A 15,984-nucleotide genomic window follows, 5' to 3' on the forward strand; every position below is an offset into this window, starting at 1 on the left:
AATGAAAGCCATCTTATATATATGTCATGGAAGTCGCTTGAAAGCAGCGAAAGAAGAAGCGGTTGCATTTATTACGTCATGTATGAACCGTGTAGAGGCAAGTATTCAAGAAATTTGTTTTTTAGAGTTAGCGAGTCCAACTATTGATGAAGGCTTCCGTACATGTGTGAAGCGTGGTGCTACAGAGATTATTGTTATTCCAGTTTTTTTATTAGCGGCAGGTCATGTGAAAAAAGATATTCCGTTTGAATTGGAAAAGTTAACTAATCAATTTTTGAATGTTAAAGTGACCTATGGTAATCCGTTTGGTGTATCAGAAACACTTGTTAAATCGGTGTATAGCGGAAGTGGCATTGAACAGGAAGATAAGAATGAAGTGACGTTACTTCTCGTTGCAAGAGGGAGCAGTGATCCTGAAGTACTAAAAGATATAAACTGGATCGCTTCTTTATTTCAAACGGAAGAGAAAATTAAAAAAGTAGAAGTTTGTTATTTAGCAGCTGCCGAGCCGAAATTTGAGGAGAAGTTAAAGGAAGTTGTAGAACGAAAAGAAAAGAATATCGTTGTACTGCCTTACTTGTTATTTACAGGTTTGCTTATGAAGCATATTGAAAAAGAAGTACGCCAATATGAGCTAGATGAGATAAAAATAAGTCCATATTTAGGGAAGAATGAAGCGTTTCAGTATATGTTAATTCAGAAAACGAAGAAATTATTGAAGGGAGATCAATATGTATCCACTTACAGTGCGAGTTGAGAAGAAACGTGTTGTTGTCATTGGTGGAGGGAAAGTCGCGGGATTCAAAATTATTCCTTTACTCAAACAAGGTGCAGATATAGTCGTGGTAAGTCCTGAATTGGATGCAAATTTAGTGAAACTTGTAGAAGAAAAGAAAATTCGTTGGTATCAAAGGGAGTATGAAAAAAGTGATATTAAAGACGCCTTTTTAGTTGTTGCAGCGAGTAGTGATGCTGTATTGAATGAACAAATTGCTGAAGATGTCGCAGAGAATCAATTAGTAAATGTTATTACGAATCCGGAAAGTGGTAATGTTCATTTTCCGGCAGCGATTCATCGTGGATTACTGAATGTGGCTGTTTCTACTGGCGGAGCGAGCCCAAAACTTGCAAAAAAAATTCGAGATGATATCGCAAATAAATATGATGAGACGTATGAATCGTATCTTGATTTTTTATACGAAGTTAGAATAAAGGTGAAAGAATTACAAATAGAGAAAAGAGAGAAAAATATATTGTTGCAAGAGGTATTGAAGTCGATATATGTTCAAAATGAACAAAAAAGAGAATTGTTTTTACAAGAATTAGAGAGAAGAGTTCATATAGGATAATGAGTAAATTGTACTTTACAACTATAAAAATATAATTTATAATCACAAGTAACTTCAATAGATGAAATCGATGAGCAAGAAGAGTATGTATATTTGATACGTTCAGAGAGCTGGGGTAAGGTGTGAGCCCGGTACGATAAGATATACAGAATGGGCTTGCGAGAGGTATGTTGAACATTGTAGTAGGCAACCCGGGTTCCGCCGTTAAAAGGATAGAGTATCGGAGTTTTTCCTGTACTTGAACAAGTGGGATTTATCAATCCAATTGAGGTGGTACCACGGTATTAACATTACATATATCGTCCTCTACATGCATATTTGCGTGTAGGGGACTTTTTTATTTTCTAAAGGAGGTGTGCGAGTATGAAATGAAAGTGTATAATTGATAAAAGTTTAAATATTCAGAAAAGGGGAATTTATGATGAAAGAAACACAGCAATGGACGTCGAAAATAGGCTTTGTACTCGCAGCAGCCGGAGCCGCAGTAGGTCTTGGTGCAATATGGAAATTTCCATATGTTGCAGGTAATGGCGGGGGAGGCGCATTCTTCCTTGTATTTTTACTATTAACTTTATTTATAGGTATGCCACTCCTTTTAGCTGAATTTGTTATTGGACGTAGTACGCAAAAAGAGGCAGTTACAGCGTATAAAGTATTGGTGCCAAATAGCAAGTTATATCCTTGGATTGGTCGTATGGGAGTTGTTACTTGTTTTAGTGTACTATCTTTTTATAGTGTTGTAGGTGGATGGATTTTACTTTACTTATACTATAGTGTGACAGGAAGTTTCTGGAATGGAGTGACTGATTATGGGCAATTATTCGGTGAGACGATTTCAAATCCAGTAAGCGCGATTGGAGCGCAATTTGTCTTTATGCTTTGTACGATTTTTGTTGTAAGTAAAGGTGTAGAGAAAGGGATAGAAAAAGCAAGTAAGTATATGATGCCGCTATTATTTATTTTGTTTATTGCAATTATTGTTCGTGCGTTAACACTGGATGGTGCTTTTGCTGGGGTAGAGTTCTTCTTAAAACCAGATTTTTCAAAGCTGACAGCAGATACGATTTTATACGCGATGGGACAATCATTCTTCTCGCTAACAGTTGGGGCCTCGGTAATGGTCACGTATAGTTCTTATTTGAAGAAAGAAGAACATTTAGCAAAATCAGCAACATCTATTGTAAGTTTAACTGTTTTTATTACAGTACTTGCAGGATTAGCGATTTTTCCAGCGATTTTCGCATTAGGTGTTAAGCCGACTGAAGGACCGGGGTTACTATTTATCGTCCTTCCAGCGGTATTTGCGAAAATACCATTTGGACAATTTTTCTTCATTATGTTTTTGGTGTTATTCTTCTTTGCAACGCTAACATCTGCGATTTCCATGCTTGAAATTGTAGTAGCATCTGTTGCGAAAGATAATGAGAAAAAGCGTCCGTCAGCATCATTATTAATTGGTATTCTAATTTTTGCGGTTGGAATTCCGTCAGCGTTATCGTTTGGTATTATGAGTGATGTGAAAATATTTGGGAAAACATTCTTTGACTTAGTCGACTTCTCAGTAAGTAACGTATTGCTGCCGTTAGGGGTACTAGCTATTTCGCTATTCGTACCAAATAAAATGAGTAAAGAAATGTTAATGAAAGAATTAGAAGTTACGGAAACGAAAGGGAAAACATTATTTAATATTTGGTTCTTCTTACTTCGTTATGTTATTCCAGTAACTGTAATTATTGTATTTTTAAATGTGATAGGTGTATTTAAAATGTTTGCATAATAAAAAGACGGAGAAATCTCCGTCTTTTTATTATGTTGTAGGTGTATTTAGTAAGCGATTATATGCTTTGTAGGCTGTGATGACTGCGAGGAATGATCCGATTAAAAATAAAACTGAGCCACCAAATGTAAATATCCGGCCAATAAAAGTCTCTCTAGCTTCTTGTATTTCTTGCTGTAATTGTGTATTCATATAATTCACCCCGTAAACTATAGGCATTTAGTTATAGTCTATGTAGAATGCCTATAGTGTGTGAAGTGGAAATAAAAGAACTCGGTATGCACCGAGTTTTTTTTATAATCCTATATAAGGAGATGGATCAACTGCGTTTGTCTTGCCGACATTCCATTCTCCCAGATGAAGTTCGAAGTGTAAATGTTGTCCGTATGATTGGCCAGTATTCCCCATAAATCCAAGTTGAGTTCCTTGTTTTACAGTTTGTCCATTTGATACAGAACGGCTACTCATATGAGCATATACTGTTGTATATGTTTTTCCGTTAATACGGTGAGATAAGTACACAACATTTCCGTAACTAGATGATAATTCTGAGCGAATAACAACGCCATCTGCAGCGGCAATAATTGGAACAGTTCCTGAAGCAGCGATATCGATTCCTTTATGGTTATCTATAGAGCGTACGCCAAAACCAGAAGTTTTTGATCCAGCTGCTGGTTTAATAAATCCTCCGATGTTTGTATCGTGTGGTGTTGGGGCCGCTTGAGCTGTTTGAGCAGATGTAGCAGCTTGTTTACGAGCTTCTTCCGCCTTGCGAGCTTCCTCAGCTTTACGAGCTTCTTCTGCGCGTTTTTCTTCTTCAATTGCCTTTTGAACAGCTTGACGCTGATTTTCTAAAATGCCTTTAGATTCTTCTAATCCTTCAATCTCTGAATCTACTTTTGCTACTTTCGTATGTAGATCGCTAATAAGAGTTTGTTGCTGTTGTTGGTTGTTTTGTAATTCTTGTTGTTTTTGTTCTAATTTTTGCTCGGATTCTTTCAGTTGTTGCTCTTTTTTCTCAACAGCCTCTTTTTCTTTCGTCACAGCATCTTGGTCATTTGTTTGTTTTTTCACAATATCAGTATCATTATTTAAAATTAAACTGACAGAGTACATATTATCAACAAGATCAGCAATGTTTGCAGAATTTGTTAATACTTCCGTAATGATATTTGTGCGAGGTTTTTCTTGCATAGATTGCAGTCGTTGCTTAATAACTTCCTGACGCGTATCTATGTTTGTTTGTAATTGCTCTATATGTTTCTTTTTTTCAGTAATTACTTGTTGTGTCTTACTAATTTCTTTTTTTGTATCGTTTAATTCAGCTTCGTTTTTATTAATAGAAGTAGTTAAATCGTCGATTTTCTTTTGTAATTCTTGAATTTCTTTTTCTATTTGTTCTTTCTCGGCTGATTTATTTTGTAAGTCATTTTGTTTTCCTTCTAATTCAGATTGAATATTAGATAATTTATCTTGATTCGTTTCAGCGTATGCGGGTGAAAGTAACGGGGAAGCAAAAATCGTTCCTGCTGCTAAAACGCTGAACGCTACAAATTTCTTTTTCATGGTTGTCTGGCTCCTTTCCCTATGAATGTTATATATCATAAGAAGAAGAGTGTCTATCGTTGTAACCATAATGTAAAGAAAATTTTATAAAATTACTAAGTTTTGTCGGAATTTATCATTTTTTTACGGTAATTGTAATGGTGATTCTCTTTCTTAATTTGTGTAACAAAGGTGTGTTCTGGATTACGTTTTGTTAAATAAAGGAATAAATAGGTCTATTTTATGTAGTGAAATTTAATTTGGAAACTCAATAAAATACTAGTAAGGAATCGTTCTCATGTTAGGTTTTCTGACATGGGTTTTATTTTTGTCAAGAAAATTATTTGCGTTCGGGCAAACTTATTTTGTTGTCAGATTTTAAATTTTGATTTATGATTTTTAACAGGGACAAAATGTAGTGAATTGTCGAATAATATGTAATACTCTTAATTTCAAGTTTTATAGATATAGAATGAGAGGTAGAGTGACACATCGAAGAGGGGGTTACAACAAATATGAAAAGAATAGGACTTGCATGGCAAATATTAATAGGACTTGTGCTTGGTATTGCGGTTGGTGCGATTTTCTTTGGCAATCCAGCAGTGGTGAGTTACTTACAACCAATTGGTGATATTTTCATCCGACTAATTAAAATGATTGTAGTACCGATTGTTGTAGCAAGTATTGTTGTTGGGGTTGCTGGTGTTGGCGATGTTAAAAAATTAGGTCGACTAGGCGGAAAAACAATTATTTACTTTGAAATTATTACAACAATTGCAATTATTGTCGGTCTATTAATTGCGAATATTTTCCAACCAGGAAAAGGCGTAAATATGGAGCAGTTAACAAAGACAGATATTTCAAAATATACACATACGACAGAGCAAGTACAAAGTCATTCGTTTGCAGATACATTTGTAAATATTGTTCCAACAAACATTGTAAAGTCATTAGCTGACGGAGATATGCTTGCTATTATCTTCTTCTCTGTATTATTTGGTTTAGGTGTAGCAGCAATTGGTGAAAGAGGAAGACCGGTTCTTCAATTTTTCCAAGGTGTAGCTGATGCGATGTTTTACGTAACAAATCAAGTTATGAAATTTGCACCATTTGGTGTGTTTGCACTAATTGGAGTTACAGTTTCTACATTTGGTCTTGCTTCGTTAATTCCATTAGGGAAATTATTAATTGTAGTATACGGGGCAATGATTTTCTTCGTTGTAGTTGTCTTAGGACTTACAGCGAAAATATTTGGAATTAACATTTTCCAATTCTTTAAGATTTTAAAAGACGAGCTGATCTTAGCATATTCTACAGCGAGTTCAGAAACAGTTTTACCGAAAATCATGGAGAAGATGGAGAAGTTCGGTTGTCCGAAAGCAATTACATCTTTCGTTATTCCGACAGGTTATTCATTTAACTTAGATGGATCAACTTTATATCAAGCAATTGCGGCTATTTTCTTAGCGCAAATGTACGGTATTGATTTATCCATTACACAACAAATTACATTATTGCTTGTATTAATGGTTACATCAAAAGGTATCGCAGGTGTACCAGGCGTATCGTTCGTTGTATTATTAGCGACACTTGGTACAGTAGGTATTCCACCTGAAGGTTTAGCGTTTATTGCAGGTATTGACCGTATTCTAGATATGGCTCGTACAGCAGTTAACGTTGTAGGTAACTCTTTAGCAGCTGTAGTTATGTCTAAATGGGAAGGTCAATATGACGCTGAAAAAGGACAAGCCTACTTGAAAGAAATTTCTAATAAGCAAGCAGCTTAATTATAATTTGAACAAGCTCTCACATAATATGTGGGGGCTTTTCTATATAGAAGGGGAGCAGACGTAATGAAACGTAAATATGGTGACGGTTCTTCGTGGAAGCGACTACTAGAGAAGGATTATACTGTTAAGCAAATAGAAGAAGGAATGCTAGGAATACTGGAAATAAAAAAGGTGAGAGAACCTAGTTGTAAAGAATATGACGGTAAAGAGCTATGTATTGCTGGCAATCAGTATACGTGGATTCAATATTTCATAGACGAGAAAAACTTTGCGATTACCGCTATGTTAGATGATCAAAAGGAATTAGTGCAATATTATATCGATGTGGCGAAAGACTATGAAATAGACGAGCGTGGTTTACCGTATTTTGATGATTTATATTTAGATGTAGTATTATTACCGAATGGTAAAATCTATGTATTGGATGAAGATGAGTTAGAGGATGCTTATAAAAGTGGCGATGTTACAAAAGAAGAGTATGAGTTAGCTTGGTACACTACAAAGTGGATTATAGCTGCAATAAAAAATAATGAATTTTATTGGATTTCAATATTGGAAGAAGAAATCAAAAAGTTAAAATGATTATTGTATTCAAATTTTTGTATAATTACCAAAAAAATCTATACAAAAAATAATTGACTTTTGTTTTGTAAGCGAGTAAAGTTAGGGAAGAAATTATTATTAAAAAATAAATATGAAACCTTCTTATAAAGAGAGGCGGAGGGACTGGCCCTACGATGCCTCGGCAGCGGACTCGATTTCAGAGTGCTGTGCCAAATCCAGCAAGCATATGCTTGAAAGATGAGAAGAGCGTTTCTTATAGATGTATAAGACCTCTTCTCGTTGGAAGAGGTCTTTTGTTATTCATTAGAAAAAGGTTGAAACTAGGGAGAGATGGTACTTTGAAAGAAACGAGAGGAAATGGTTTGGCATTATTACCACTTGGGATATTTTTGGCGCTATTTATTGGTTCTGGAATTATTACAGGTGATTTCTATAAATTGCCGATACTTGTAGCAATTTCAATTGCTGTAGGAGTCGCTTTAGCAATGAATCGTAAAGAAAGTTTTCATGTAAAAGTGGAACGATTTGCTAAAGGTGCAGGGAACCCAGACATTATGATTATGGTTCTAATTTTTGTACTGGCAGGAGCATTTTCTGAAACAGCAAAAGGGATGGGTGGCGTTGATTCTACAGTTAACTTAGCGCTATCAATTTTACCACAAGGATTTATCGTAGCTGGCATTTTCGTTATAGGAGCATTTATTTCATTAGCGATGGGAACTTCAATGGGAACAATTGCTGCATTAGCACCAATTGCTGTAGGTATTAGTGGGCAAACTGATATCTCAATTGCACTTACGATGGCTACTGTTGTTGGCGGAGCGATGTTTGGTGATAATTTATCATTTATTTCAGATACAACAATCGCAGCTGTACGTTCACAAGGAACAGAAATGAAAGATAAGTTTAAAACGAACTTTTTAATTGTATTACCAGCGGCTATTATTACAATCGTACTATTAGTAATCATTACTTTAGGAAGTGATACGCAGATTAAAACGCATAGCTTTGACTGGATAAAGATTTTACCGTATGCAGGAGTACTTATTACAGCGCTACTTGGTTGGAATGTACTTATCGTGTTAACTGGTGGAACTGTACTATCTGGGGTTATCGGTCTTTTAGATGGAAGTTATACGTTAGAGAGTTTCTTTAAAAGTGTAACGACTGGAATGGGCGGTATGATGGAGTTAGTATTACTCGCTATTTTAATTGGCGGTATGGTCGAATTGATTCAATATAATGGTGGCATTCAATATTTAATGAATATTTTAACGCGTAACATTCGTTCAAAAAAAGGAGCAGAGTTCGGTATAGCTGGTTTAGTAGGTATGACGAATATGTGTACAGCGAATAATACAATTTCTATTATATTTACAGGTCCGCTTGCGAAAAACATTGCAGATCAATATGAAATTGATCCTCGTAAATCAGCGAGTGTATTAGATCTTTTCTCGTGCTGTGTGCAAGGGTTAATTCCGTATGGTGCGCAAATGTTAACAGCAGCAGGATTTGCGGCGTTATCTCCAATTGAACTGTTACCATATGCGTTTTATCCAATCTTAGTTGGAGTATGTGGAATCATTTCTATATTAATTGGTTTCCCGAGGTTTTCTAAAGTAGCGGAAAAGAAAGAGTATCATAAAACAGCATAATGAAAATGAAGTGTATGAAAAGTAACGAAAGCCGTACAGAGAATGTTCTCTGTACGGCTTTTTATGTGCGGGAAAAGAGTGAATGATCCCATGCTACCGTATGTTTTTACAAAAGGCTGAATGCAACTCGGTCTTAAGTCTGAGTTAAAAACGGTTCTTAAGCTCGTTATGGAAAAAAGAAAAAATAGTTAAGATAAGAGTATCAAATCGAAGGGAGGCAAGCACAAGATGAAACAATTTCTAACGTTTATCGCGGCTGGTATTTTAGCTTTAATTGCTCTTGGTAGTCTTGCTGGTATTGTAGGATTCGCAATCGGAGCAGGAGTTGTGTACTGGAGCTATAAATCATTTGTGCGAGCACAATCATTTTTTGGAAAGTTAGCTTGGGGTATTGTTGGTTTGATCGGCTTGTCCATCGCCCTTTCTCATTCCCCAGCATTAATTGGTATTGCAGCATTAGTAGTTTTATACTACGGATACCGTGAGTGGAAAAAAGAAAAAGATGTAGTTGTTGATTCTGCTCCAGAAAGTTCTAAACCATATAGCAACTTTGAAGATGAGTGGAACAAGTTAATGAAAAACTAATATAAAATCAATCAAATTTATAAAGTAGAAGAGAGGAAGATTATAATGAAACAATCTTTATTCGGACGTGTACGCGATGCAATTTTAGCAGATTTTCATAATGTGTTAGATGAGAAAGAAAGAAAAAATCCAATTGCTATGTTAAACCAATATTTACGTGATAGTGAGCGTGAAATAACAAAAATTGAGAAGTTAATTCAGCGTCATAAAACATTAAAATCTAACTTTGCCCGTGAGCTTGAGCAAGCACGTTATTTCGTGAATAAAAGATCTAAGCAAGCGATCATCGCTCAAGAAGCAGGCGAATTACAACTACATGAGCGTGCATTAGAAGAAGTAGCTTATTATGAAGGGCAAGTAACTCGATTAGAAGAAATGTATACAGGTGTTGTAGAACAAATTGATGAGTTAGAGCGTCGTCTTTCTGAAATGAAAAATAAATTAAAAGAAATGCACGCAAAACGTATGGAATTAATGGCACGTGAAAATATGGCACATGCAAATCGTCGTATGAATACTGCGATGCATAAAATGGATGAAAATAATCCATTCTTACGCTTTGAAGAAATTGAAGATCATATTCGCGACTTAGAAACTCGTATGAATGAGGAGCATGAACGTGATACATTTGATATGAAGATTGCAAAGCTTGAGCGTGAAATGAAAGAAAAGAATGATGTATCGTTAACGAAAGAGTTAACAAAATAATAGTAGTATATTATAAAACAGGCTTATGATATAGTGATAGGAGAAAAGGTGTTGGAAAGCAATGCCTTTTCTTCTATGTATATGTGACAAGAAGGGGGGAGCTGAAATGAAGAAACATTTTTCAAAGACACAATTAATGGGGATGCTCCTCATCATATTTGGATTCGGTCTTTTTCTTGATATGATACTTGGACATTTTGAACCAGGTGGTCTCATTTTTGCATTTATTATGCTTATGTTTGGAAGACATTATCGTAAAAAGAATCGTTATGTACGGGGAAATGTATTTTTATTTATTGGTGGTATCGTATTTTTATTCTTCTTATTTTCATCAGCAGCATTTGTTCTTGTCGTATTTGCTTGTTTAGCTTTAATTGGTTATCAATTGATTCAACAAGGACATAAGCAAAAGGCAATGAAGGTTGAAATTAAAGAAAAAGGGATTATAGACGAAGAGAAGCAAATATATCGTACAGAACCATATTTGAAAAATATGTTTGTAGGCAATGTACGAATGATGGATCATATTTATGAACTTGAGGATATAAATGTTCAATATGGTGCTTGTGATGTGGAAATAGATTTAACAACTGCCATGATTCCAGAAGGAGAAACGGTAATTGTTATTCGGGGTGTCGTTGGTAATATTCGTTTATATGTGCCATATGATATTGAACTGTCTTTAAATCATTCTGTTATTGTCGGACGTGTGCTCTTGCCAGGTCATGAGGAGACAGGGTTTAACCGCAATGTTACATTTAGAACAGAGCAGTATAAAGAGGCTCCTCGTCGTATTAAAATTATTTCTTCGCTTGTCGTAGGCGATACGGAAGTGAGGAAAGTATAATGAAGAAACAAAAAAATATTTCGTGGATGTATATTCGTTATTCTATGTTGTCCTCAGTTAGTATCGCACTCATTTGTACAATTGTATATGTATGGAAAAGTGAGCAACAAGTATATGATTTATTATGGAAGGAATCCATCGCTTCTGTTCCAATTGGCTTGTTTATTATGACTACAAGTTTACTTATCGGGGGAATTGTAGGATATGCAATCGGTTACTATATAGAGCAGCGTATACAAGGGTTAAATACGTTTCTATTTGAAGTGGAGCGAGGGAATTTTCCAAGCGATGTTTCGTTTACTGCAGATGATGAATTTCATGAAGTGGAACGAAAAGTAATCGGTCTGGCTCGTCGATTAGAGGAGCAAGCTGGACTCTTTCAAAAAGTAACGAATGAACGAGCTCATTGGAATGAAGAGATGAGACAAGAAGCGATTTCCCAAGAAAGGCATCGATTGGCGAGGGAGCTGCATGATTCTGTAAGTCAGCAGCTTTTTGCAATGTCGATGATGATGTCGGCTATTAATGAACAAGTAGCTGAATTTCCAGAAACGACGAAAAAGCAGTTGCAACTTGTTGAAAATATGGTTGTAAATGCACAATCAGAGATGAGAGCATTGCTTCTTCATTTACGCCCAGTACAGTTAGAAGGTAAGAAACTAACAGAAGGTATAGAAGAATTATTAACAGAACTATCTAGAAAGCAACATATGAAAATTGAATGGTTAATTGAACCGATTCAATTAAAAAAAGGTGTAGAAGATCACTTATTCCGCATTGTACAAGAGGCGCTATCTAACACTTTACGTCATGCGAAGGCAAAGAAAACAGAAGTGCGTCTTCGAAAAATTGATCAATATGCAATATTGAAAATTATTGATGATGGTGTAGGTTTTAAAGTAGGAGTGAATAAGGCTGGTTCTTACGGATTAAGGTCAATACAAGAGCGTGTTCATGAAATTGGTGGGACATTAAAGGTACTTAGTTTTCCAAATAAAGGTACACAAATAGAAGTAAAAGTACCGATTATGATTGAGAGAGGGGGAGAATCATGATTAAAGTATTACTAGTGGATGATCATGAAATGGTTCGAATGGGTGTATCAGCATATTTATCAACGCAGCCAGATATTGAAGTAGTTGGAGAAGCTGAAAATGGAAGAAAAGGTTCAGAGTTAGCTTTGCAATTAAGGCCGGATATTATTTTGATGGACCTTGTCATGGATGAGATGGATGGTGTTGAAGCAACACGTGCTATTATTCAAGAATGGCCAGAAGCAAAAATTGTAGTTGTAACGAGCTTTTTAGATGATGAGAAATTGTATCCTGTTATTGAGGCCGGAGCGACAAGTTATTTATTAAAAACATCAAGAGCGAGTGATATAGCAGACGCTGTACGAGCTACTTATGATGGAGAAACGGTATTAGAGCCGAAAGTTACTGGTAAAATGATGTCTCGTATGCGTCAGAAGAAAGAACAACCTTTGCATGAGGAGTTAACAGAAAGAGAGTCTGAAATTTTGTTATTAATTGCAGAGGGGAAAAGTAATCAAGAGATTGCAGACGAGTTGTTTATTGCCCTCAAAACAGTAAAGACACATGTGAGCAATATATTAAATAAGCTAAATGTAAGTGACCGCACACAGGCAGTTATTTATGCGTTTCGACATCAATTGACGAAATGAGAAAGTGAAATTTTAACCAGTGGGGTGGTCCCCACTGGTTATTAGTTTGTACAAAATCTTTTTATTGACGCTAATAAATGTAAGCGTTATCATTTAGTTGTTAACAGTACATACAAAGGGGAGAATGTATATGCTAGTTCAAACGATATTTGGCATGGATAAATCAAAAAAATTAGGGGATTATGTGAACGCATTACAAGCGCTTTGTGAACAATATAATGTTGAAACAGATAAAATTGCAATTGTTGAGGCGACAGAAGAGTACTATTTATTTTTAATAAAGCAAGAAGAGTGCTACGATGTTGTCAAAGTAGAAACAGTGGATACAAATATCGACTATTATACGAAAGCGTATAAAATAAGCAGTTTTAATCATACTGCTTATCAAAAGTAAAAAACTCCCTTTTGGGAGTTTTTTTAGGATGCTTTTACTTCACGAGATTCGGTTAGTAAGGGAACTTTTTTCGCGCCACTTAGCTTAGCGATTGCAAGGCCAATAAGAGCTCCAGCTAATGCAGGTACTAGCCAGCCTATGCCTTCATTATATAAAGGGATAAATTCAAAATATGATGTGATAAATGAAACTGAAATACCTCCTTGTTTTAATCCATCAAATACGCTCACTATAGCTGCTCCAATTAAAGCACCTACATAAACAGAACGATATCCACCAAAATATTTATGAAGTAACGATAGTAGAACAAGTACGATTGCAATTGGATATACAACGAGTAGAATTGGAACAGAGATGGCAATGATTTTTGTTAAACCTAAGTTAGCAACTAGTAACCCTAAAGCACAAATGATACTTGCGAATGTTTTGTATGAAAATTTAGTCAATAATGTTGAGAAATATTGACTACATGCAGATACGAGTCCAACACATGTCGTTAAGCAAGCGAGTGTAACGATTAGAGCTAGTAGAAGTAAGCCGTATGGACCGAATAATTGTTGTACGATAACAGTAAGTAATTGTCCACCATTCTTTGCATATCCGAGCGAGACGCTAGTTGTACCGAGCCAGCCAAGCGCACCATATACAAGTACGAGACCAGTAGCGGCAATAAGTCCTGCTTTTGCTGTTGCGATGGCAATGGATTTACGATCATTCACACCTTTAGAGCGAATAGCATTTACAACGATAATTCCAAATGCAAGTGCTGAAATGGTATCCATCGTTAAGTATCCTTCCATAAATCCTTTGAAGATCGGGGAAGTTTGATACTCTTGCATCGCTGGTCCTGATTGCCCGAGTGGTGTAAATACACTTTTAACAAACAATAAGAAAATAGAGAGTAATAAAATAGGTGTTAATATATTTCCAATGCGATCTACAAGTTTAGATGGATTCAAGCTCAGCCAATATACGATAGCAAAGAATATGATTGTATATACAAATAGCACTAGGCTGCTAGAACGGATTGTTTCTGGTAAGAAAGAACTTACACCCATTTCATAAGCGACATTTGCAACGCGTGGAATACCCATAGAAGGACCAATGGCAATGTATACAACTACCGTAAAGAATATTCCGAATAATGGGTGAACATGACTTGCAAGTTGTTGCATACCATTTCCTGATAGAGAAATTGCGATAACAGTTAGTAGTGGTAAACCGACTCCTGTTAGTAAAAATCCAATCATTGCCGGCCAAAAGTTTTCACCTGCATTTTGTCCAAGCATGGGAGGGAAAATTAAATTACCTGCCCCAAAAAATAAAGAAAATAGCATAAGACCCGTGAAAAAAATATGTTTTTTTGATACAGTGTTCATTGTTTTTCCTCCTTTTTTACATTCATTTGTAAGAACACAAAAAACTCGTCCCTAAAGAAAGGGACGAGTTATATTTACCCGCGATACCACCCTAATTTATACATGTAGAAATGAGTCTATATGTATACGGCTTTACAACGTACAACATGATACGTGTTCCTTGTAACGGGGGACAGCCGGTAAGAACTTACTATAACATTCGGTTCTACTTCTCGGAGATGATTTTCGGTTATGCACTGAACGTTGGCTTTCAGCAAATCGCCAACTCTCTGGGGGACAGTCCTATAACGTACTCGTTCTCGTCAATGAATTTTTATTCAAGTATTCTGACAGTATTGTTACATGTTTTTTTTTGAAAGTCAATATTTTTTTGGAAAAGATATATTTATATGCGGAATTATTTGAGATAATATTCTTTTTTTGAGGTAAAGGGGGATGTAAATTGGATTGTAAAATGGGAGTAAAAAGTTGTAGAGAATTGTAAAGTTTGCGGAGAAAGTTGATATTTATAGGAGTAAAGAAGGGATTATTTGAATTTACAGAGAATAATACAACAATCCACTTGCTGGAAAGAACAAACCAAAAGAGGTGACTGGAATGCTTGCGATGGGAGTATTATTTGGCATTATTGCTATAATTGGTTTTATGTGGTTATATTATTCGCGTTCGTTTAAACAAGCAGAAGTTTTACTCTTTCAAAAAGGTAGTTTGTTGACAAATCAGTCTAGATATTTAGTATGTCCGAAGTGTGGAAGTGCACAGGCCAGAAGTGGAGGGTATCAAGAGTGTTGCAAAATTAGATTATGAAAGAAGGAAGCCTCACATTATTTTGTGAGGCTTCCTTCCTTACAACTTCATGGCGCTCCAAATGGTCCACCTATCCCTTTCGATAATAGGAGAGACGTTTTGTAAGGCAGTCTGTACTTGTTGTAGAAGTTGAGAAAGTTCATAATCTGTTAATTCGTATAGAATGGATCGACCTGTTCGGGGGGATAAATCTTGCAATAATGCTTCGACAGACTCATGTATTTTTCGTACTTCCCATTGTGTTTGAGTGGGGAACACGTGAAGAAAATATTTTTGTAATTCTTGTTGTATCGTGGTGGTTTTTGGTCGTCTTTTTGATTCTATTTCGATAAGTTTCGGAAATATAGAGAAAAAATATCCACGAATGTGTTCAGGGCTTCCAGGAATTGTACAATCTTCAATGGTTCGGTCTTGTACAATAAGTACACCGTTTTTCTTTAATATACGAGAAGCTTCACGTAGAAATGTAGGAATGTCTTGCAAATGATGAATAACCGCACGCGAAATAACAATGTCGAATGTATCGTTAGGATATGGAGTACTATGTGCATCACCGTGAATGAATGAAATATTTGAAAATCCATTACAGTTTTCTTTTGCAGCTTGTAATATTTCTTTTGAAAAATCAAGCCCAACAACACTTTTTGCTCCCATAAGAGCAAGTTCTTTCGTATAAATCCCGCCACCACAGCCGATATCAATTATTCGTTTGTTTTGTATGTCTGTAATATTTTTTATCATTTCTCTCCAAGAAATATGGGCGTTTCGCTGTGCGTATGTGTATTTATTATTTGCATCGTGAAAATTAATGGGCATGAAAAAGACCTCCTTTCAATGCTTAGTATAGCGTATTTTATAGTGTGTCACGTTTTTGTTTTTTATATGAAGATTATAAGAATT

17 protein-coding genes, 1 riboswitch and 2 other annotated features are annotated in these 15,984 nt (G+C 35.7%); of the genes, 13 read left to right on the forward strand and 4 right to left on the reverse strand.

The genetic code is table 11. The annotated features are described in order from the left end of the window. Nucleotide 1 precedes the first annotated feature (1 nt). The 3 genes from ACTFR9_RS24430 to ACTFR9_RS24440 all read left to right on the forward strand — a co-directional run bounded on the left by ACTFR9_RS24430 (nucleotide 2) and on the right by ACTFR9_RS24440 (nucleotide 3,126). On the forward strand, nucleotides 2-757 hold the full coding sequence (locus tag ACTFR9_RS24430) for a sirohydrochlorin chelatase (RefSeq protein WP_000644366.1): 756 nt from the start codon (nucleotides 2-4) through the stop codon (nucleotides 755-757). Beyond that, entirely contained in the window at nucleotides 732-1,349 is a 618-nt protein-coding gene (locus ACTFR9_RS24435; protein WP_000283343.1) for an NAD(P)-binding protein, read from the forward strand. Before ACTFR9_RS24430 ends, ACTFR9_RS24435 begins: the two co-directional genes overlap by 26 nt. 61 nt (nucleotides 1,350-1,410) lie before the next feature. Beyond that, nucleotides 1,411-1,659 (forward strand) — a binding site (T-box leader). A 111-nt stretch (nucleotides 1,660-1,770) separates the two neighbouring features. Then, entirely contained in the window at nucleotides 1,771-3,126 is a 1,356-nt protein-coding gene (locus tag ACTFR9_RS24440; protein ID WP_000665448.1) for a sodium-dependent transporter, read from the forward strand. A gap of 30 nt (nucleotides 3,127-3,156) precedes the next feature. Here the strand turns inward: ACTFR9_RS24440 and ACTFR9_RS24445 are convergent, their stop codons facing one another. Together ACTFR9_RS24445 and ACTFR9_RS24450 are read right to left on the reverse strand one after the other, a co-directional pair. Further along, entirely contained in the window at nucleotides 3,157-3,318 is a 162-nt protein-coding gene (locus tag ACTFR9_RS24445; RefSeq protein ID WP_001095993.1) for a hypothetical protein, read from the reverse strand. A 102-nt stretch (nucleotides 3,319-3,420) separates the two neighbouring features. Next, nucleotides 3,421-4,692: a murein hydrolase activator EnvC family protein gene (locus ACTFR9_RS24450; protein WP_000726431.1), complete on the reverse strand. Its 1,272-nt coding sequence runs from the start codon at nucleotides 4,690-4,692 to the stop codon at nucleotides 3,421-3,423. A 494-nt stretch (nucleotides 4,693-5,186) separates the two neighbouring features. On the opposite strand from ACTFR9_RS24450, the gene gltP reads away from it, so the two are divergent. The 9 genes from gltP to ACTFR9_RS24495 all read left to right on the forward strand — a co-directional run bounded on the left by gltP (nucleotide 5,187) and on the right by ACTFR9_RS24495 (nucleotide 12,898). Further along, nucleotides 5,187-6,458 carry a glutamate/aspartate:proton symporter GltP gene (gene gltP, locus ACTFR9_RS24455; protein WP_000821149.1) on the forward strand — a complete coding sequence of 424 codons (1,272 nt, stop codon included), beginning with the start codon at nucleotides 5,187-5,189 and terminating at the stop codon, nucleotides 6,456-6,458. A gap of 66 nt (nucleotides 6,459-6,524) precedes the next feature. After that, nucleotides 6,525-7,043: a DUF402 domain-containing protein gene (locus ACTFR9_RS24460; protein WP_000824677.1), complete on the forward strand. Its 519-nt coding sequence runs from the start codon at nucleotides 6,525-6,527 to the stop codon at nucleotides 7,041-7,043. Nucleotides 7,044-7,163: 120 nt separating this feature from the next. Beyond that, nucleotides 7,164-7,269, forward strand: a riboswitch (SAM riboswitch). Nucleotides 7,270-7,363: 94 nt separating this feature from the next. After that, nucleotides 7,364-8,680, forward strand: coding sequence for a Na+/H+ antiporter NhaC family protein (locus ACTFR9_RS24465; RefSeq protein ID WP_000665478.1), 1,317 nt, complete (start codon nucleotides 7,364-7,366; stop codon nucleotides 8,678-8,680). A gap of 228 nt (nucleotides 8,681-8,908) precedes the next feature. Beyond that, nucleotides 8,909-9,265, forward strand: coding sequence for a lmo0954 family membrane protein (locus tag ACTFR9_RS24470; protein WP_000808814.1), 357 nt, complete (start codon nucleotides 8,909-8,911; stop codon nucleotides 9,263-9,265). Between the two features lie 45 nt (nucleotides 9,266-9,310). Further along, complete coding sequence (locus tag ACTFR9_RS24475; protein ID WP_000814144.1) at nucleotides 9,311-9,973, forward strand: PspA/IM30 family protein; 663 nt, start codon at nucleotides 9,311-9,313, stop codon at nucleotides 9,971-9,973. Nucleotides 9,974-10,079: 106 nt separating this feature from the next. After that, the gene (gene liaF, locus ACTFR9_RS24480) at nucleotides 10,080-10,820 is read left to right on the forward strand and encodes a cell wall-active antibiotics response protein LiaF (protein WP_000716087.1); all 741 of its coding nucleotides are present in this window, start codon (nucleotides 10,080-10,082) and stop codon (nucleotides 10,818-10,820) included. Further along, nucleotides 10,820-11,875: a sensor histidine kinase gene (locus ACTFR9_RS24485; RefSeq protein ID WP_000744320.1), complete on the forward strand. Its 1,056-nt coding sequence runs from the start codon at nucleotides 10,820-10,822 to the stop codon at nucleotides 11,873-11,875. Before liaF ends, ACTFR9_RS24485 begins: the two co-directional genes overlap by 1 nt. Then, nucleotides 11,872-12,504, forward strand: a complete 633-nt coding sequence (locus tag ACTFR9_RS24490) for a response regulator (RefSeq protein ID WP_000598709.1) — start codon at nucleotides 11,872-11,874, stop codon at nucleotides 12,502-12,504. The genes ACTFR9_RS24485 and ACTFR9_RS24490 overlap by 4 nt, the downstream gene beginning before the upstream one ends. A 124-nt stretch (nucleotides 12,505-12,628) precedes the next feature. Further along, a complete protein-coding gene (locus ACTFR9_RS24495; protein WP_001997062.1) occupies nucleotides 12,629-12,898 on the forward strand; it encodes a DUF3992 domain-containing protein in 270 nt (89 codons plus the stop codon). A gap of 23 nt (nucleotides 12,899-12,921) precedes the next feature. Here ACTFR9_RS24495 and brnQ3 read toward each other — a convergent pair whose 3' ends face one another. After that, a complete protein-coding gene (brnQ3, locus tag ACTFR9_RS24500; RefSeq protein WP_001099165.1) occupies nucleotides 12,922-14,277 on the reverse strand; it encodes a branched-chain amino acid transport system II carrier protein BrnQ3 in 1,356 nt (451 codons plus the stop codon). A 56-nt stretch (nucleotides 14,278-14,333) separates the two neighbouring features. Next, nucleotides 14,334-14,592: a binding site (T-box leader), on the reverse strand. A 282-nt stretch (nucleotides 14,593-14,874) separates the two neighbouring features. On the opposite strand from brnQ3, the gene ACTFR9_RS24505 reads away from it, so the two are divergent. Then, on the forward strand, nucleotides 14,875-15,084 hold the full coding sequence (locus tag ACTFR9_RS24505; RefSeq protein ID WP_000880630.1) for a hypothetical protein: 210 nt from the start codon (nucleotides 14,875-14,877) through the stop codon (nucleotides 15,082-15,084). Between the two features lie 39 nt (nucleotides 15,085-15,123). On the opposite strand, the gene ACTFR9_RS24510 is transcribed toward ACTFR9_RS24505, so the two are convergent. Further along, nucleotides 15,124-15,900, reverse strand: a complete 777-nt coding sequence (locus tag ACTFR9_RS24510; protein WP_001122121.1) for a class I SAM-dependent methyltransferase — start codon at nucleotides 15,898-15,900, stop codon at nucleotides 15,124-15,126. Nucleotides 15,901-15,984 lie beyond the last annotated feature (84 nt).

The sequence above is a fragment of the Bacillus cereus group sp. MYBK222-1 genome (genome assembly GCF_051916425.1).
Lineage (GTDB): Bacteria > Bacillota > Bacilli > Bacillales > Bacillaceae_G > Bacillus_A > Bacillus_A paranthracis.

Bases quoted from the DNA above. Each gene is read 5' to 3' on its own strand.
- brnQ3 (WP_001099165.1), bottom strand. From the start codon at position 14,277: ATGAACACTGTATCAAAAAAACATATTTTTTTCACGGGTCTTATGCTA.
- ACTFR9_RS24460 (WP_000824677.1), top strand. From the start codon at position 6,525: ATGAAACGTAAATATGGTGACGGTTCTTCGTGGAAGCGACTACTAGAG.
- ACTFR9_RS24510 (WP_001122121.1), bottom strand. From the start codon at position 15,900: ATGCCCATTAATTTTCACGATGCAAATAATAAATACACATACGCACAG.
- ACTFR9_RS24435 (WP_000283343.1), top strand. From the start codon at position 732: ATGTATCCACTTACAGTGCGAGTTGAGAAGAAACGTGTTGTTGTCATT.
- liaF (WP_000716087.1), top strand. From the start codon at position 10,080: ATGAAGAAACATTTTTCAAAGACACAATTAATGGGGATGCTCCTCATC.
- ACTFR9_RS24490 (WP_000598709.1), top strand. From the start codon at position 11,872: ATGATTAAAGTATTACTAGTGGATGATCATGAAATGGTTCGAATGGGT.
- ACTFR9_RS24450 (WP_000726431.1), bottom strand. From the start codon at position 4,692: ATGAAAAAGAAATTTGTAGCGTTCAGCGTTTTAGCAGCAGGAACGATT.
- ACTFR9_RS24470 (WP_000808814.1), top strand. From the start codon at position 8,909: ATGAAACAATTTCTAACGTTTATCGCGGCTGGTATTTTAGCTTTAATT.
- gltP (WP_000821149.1), top strand. From the start codon at position 5,187: ATGAAAAGAATAGGACTTGCATGGCAAATATTAATAGGACTTGTGCTT.
- ACTFR9_RS24440 (WP_000665448.1), top strand. From the start codon at position 1,771: ATGAAAGAAACACAGCAATGGACGTCGAAAATAGGCTTTGTACTCGCA.
- ACTFR9_RS24495 (WP_001997062.1), top strand. From the start codon at position 12,629: ATGTATATGCTAGTTCAAACGATATTTGGCATGGATAAATCAAAAAAA.
- ACTFR9_RS24505 (WP_000880630.1), top strand. From the start codon at position 14,875: ATGCTTGCGATGGGAGTATTATTTGGCATTATTGCTATAATTGGTTTT.
- ACTFR9_RS24445 (WP_001095993.1), bottom strand. From the start codon at position 3,318: ATGAATACACAATTACAGCAAGAAATACAAGAAGCTAGAGAGACTTTT.
- ACTFR9_RS24430 (WP_000644366.1), top strand. From the start codon at position 2: ATGAAAGCCATCTTATATATATGTCATGGAAGTCGCTTGAAAGCAGCG.
- ACTFR9_RS24485 (WP_000744320.1), top strand. From the start codon at position 10,820: ATGAAGAAACAAAAAAATATTTCGTGGATGTATATTCGTTATTCTATG.
- ACTFR9_RS24475 (WP_000814144.1), top strand. From the start codon at position 9,311: ATGAAACAATCTTTATTCGGACGTGTACGCGATGCAATTTTAGCAGAT.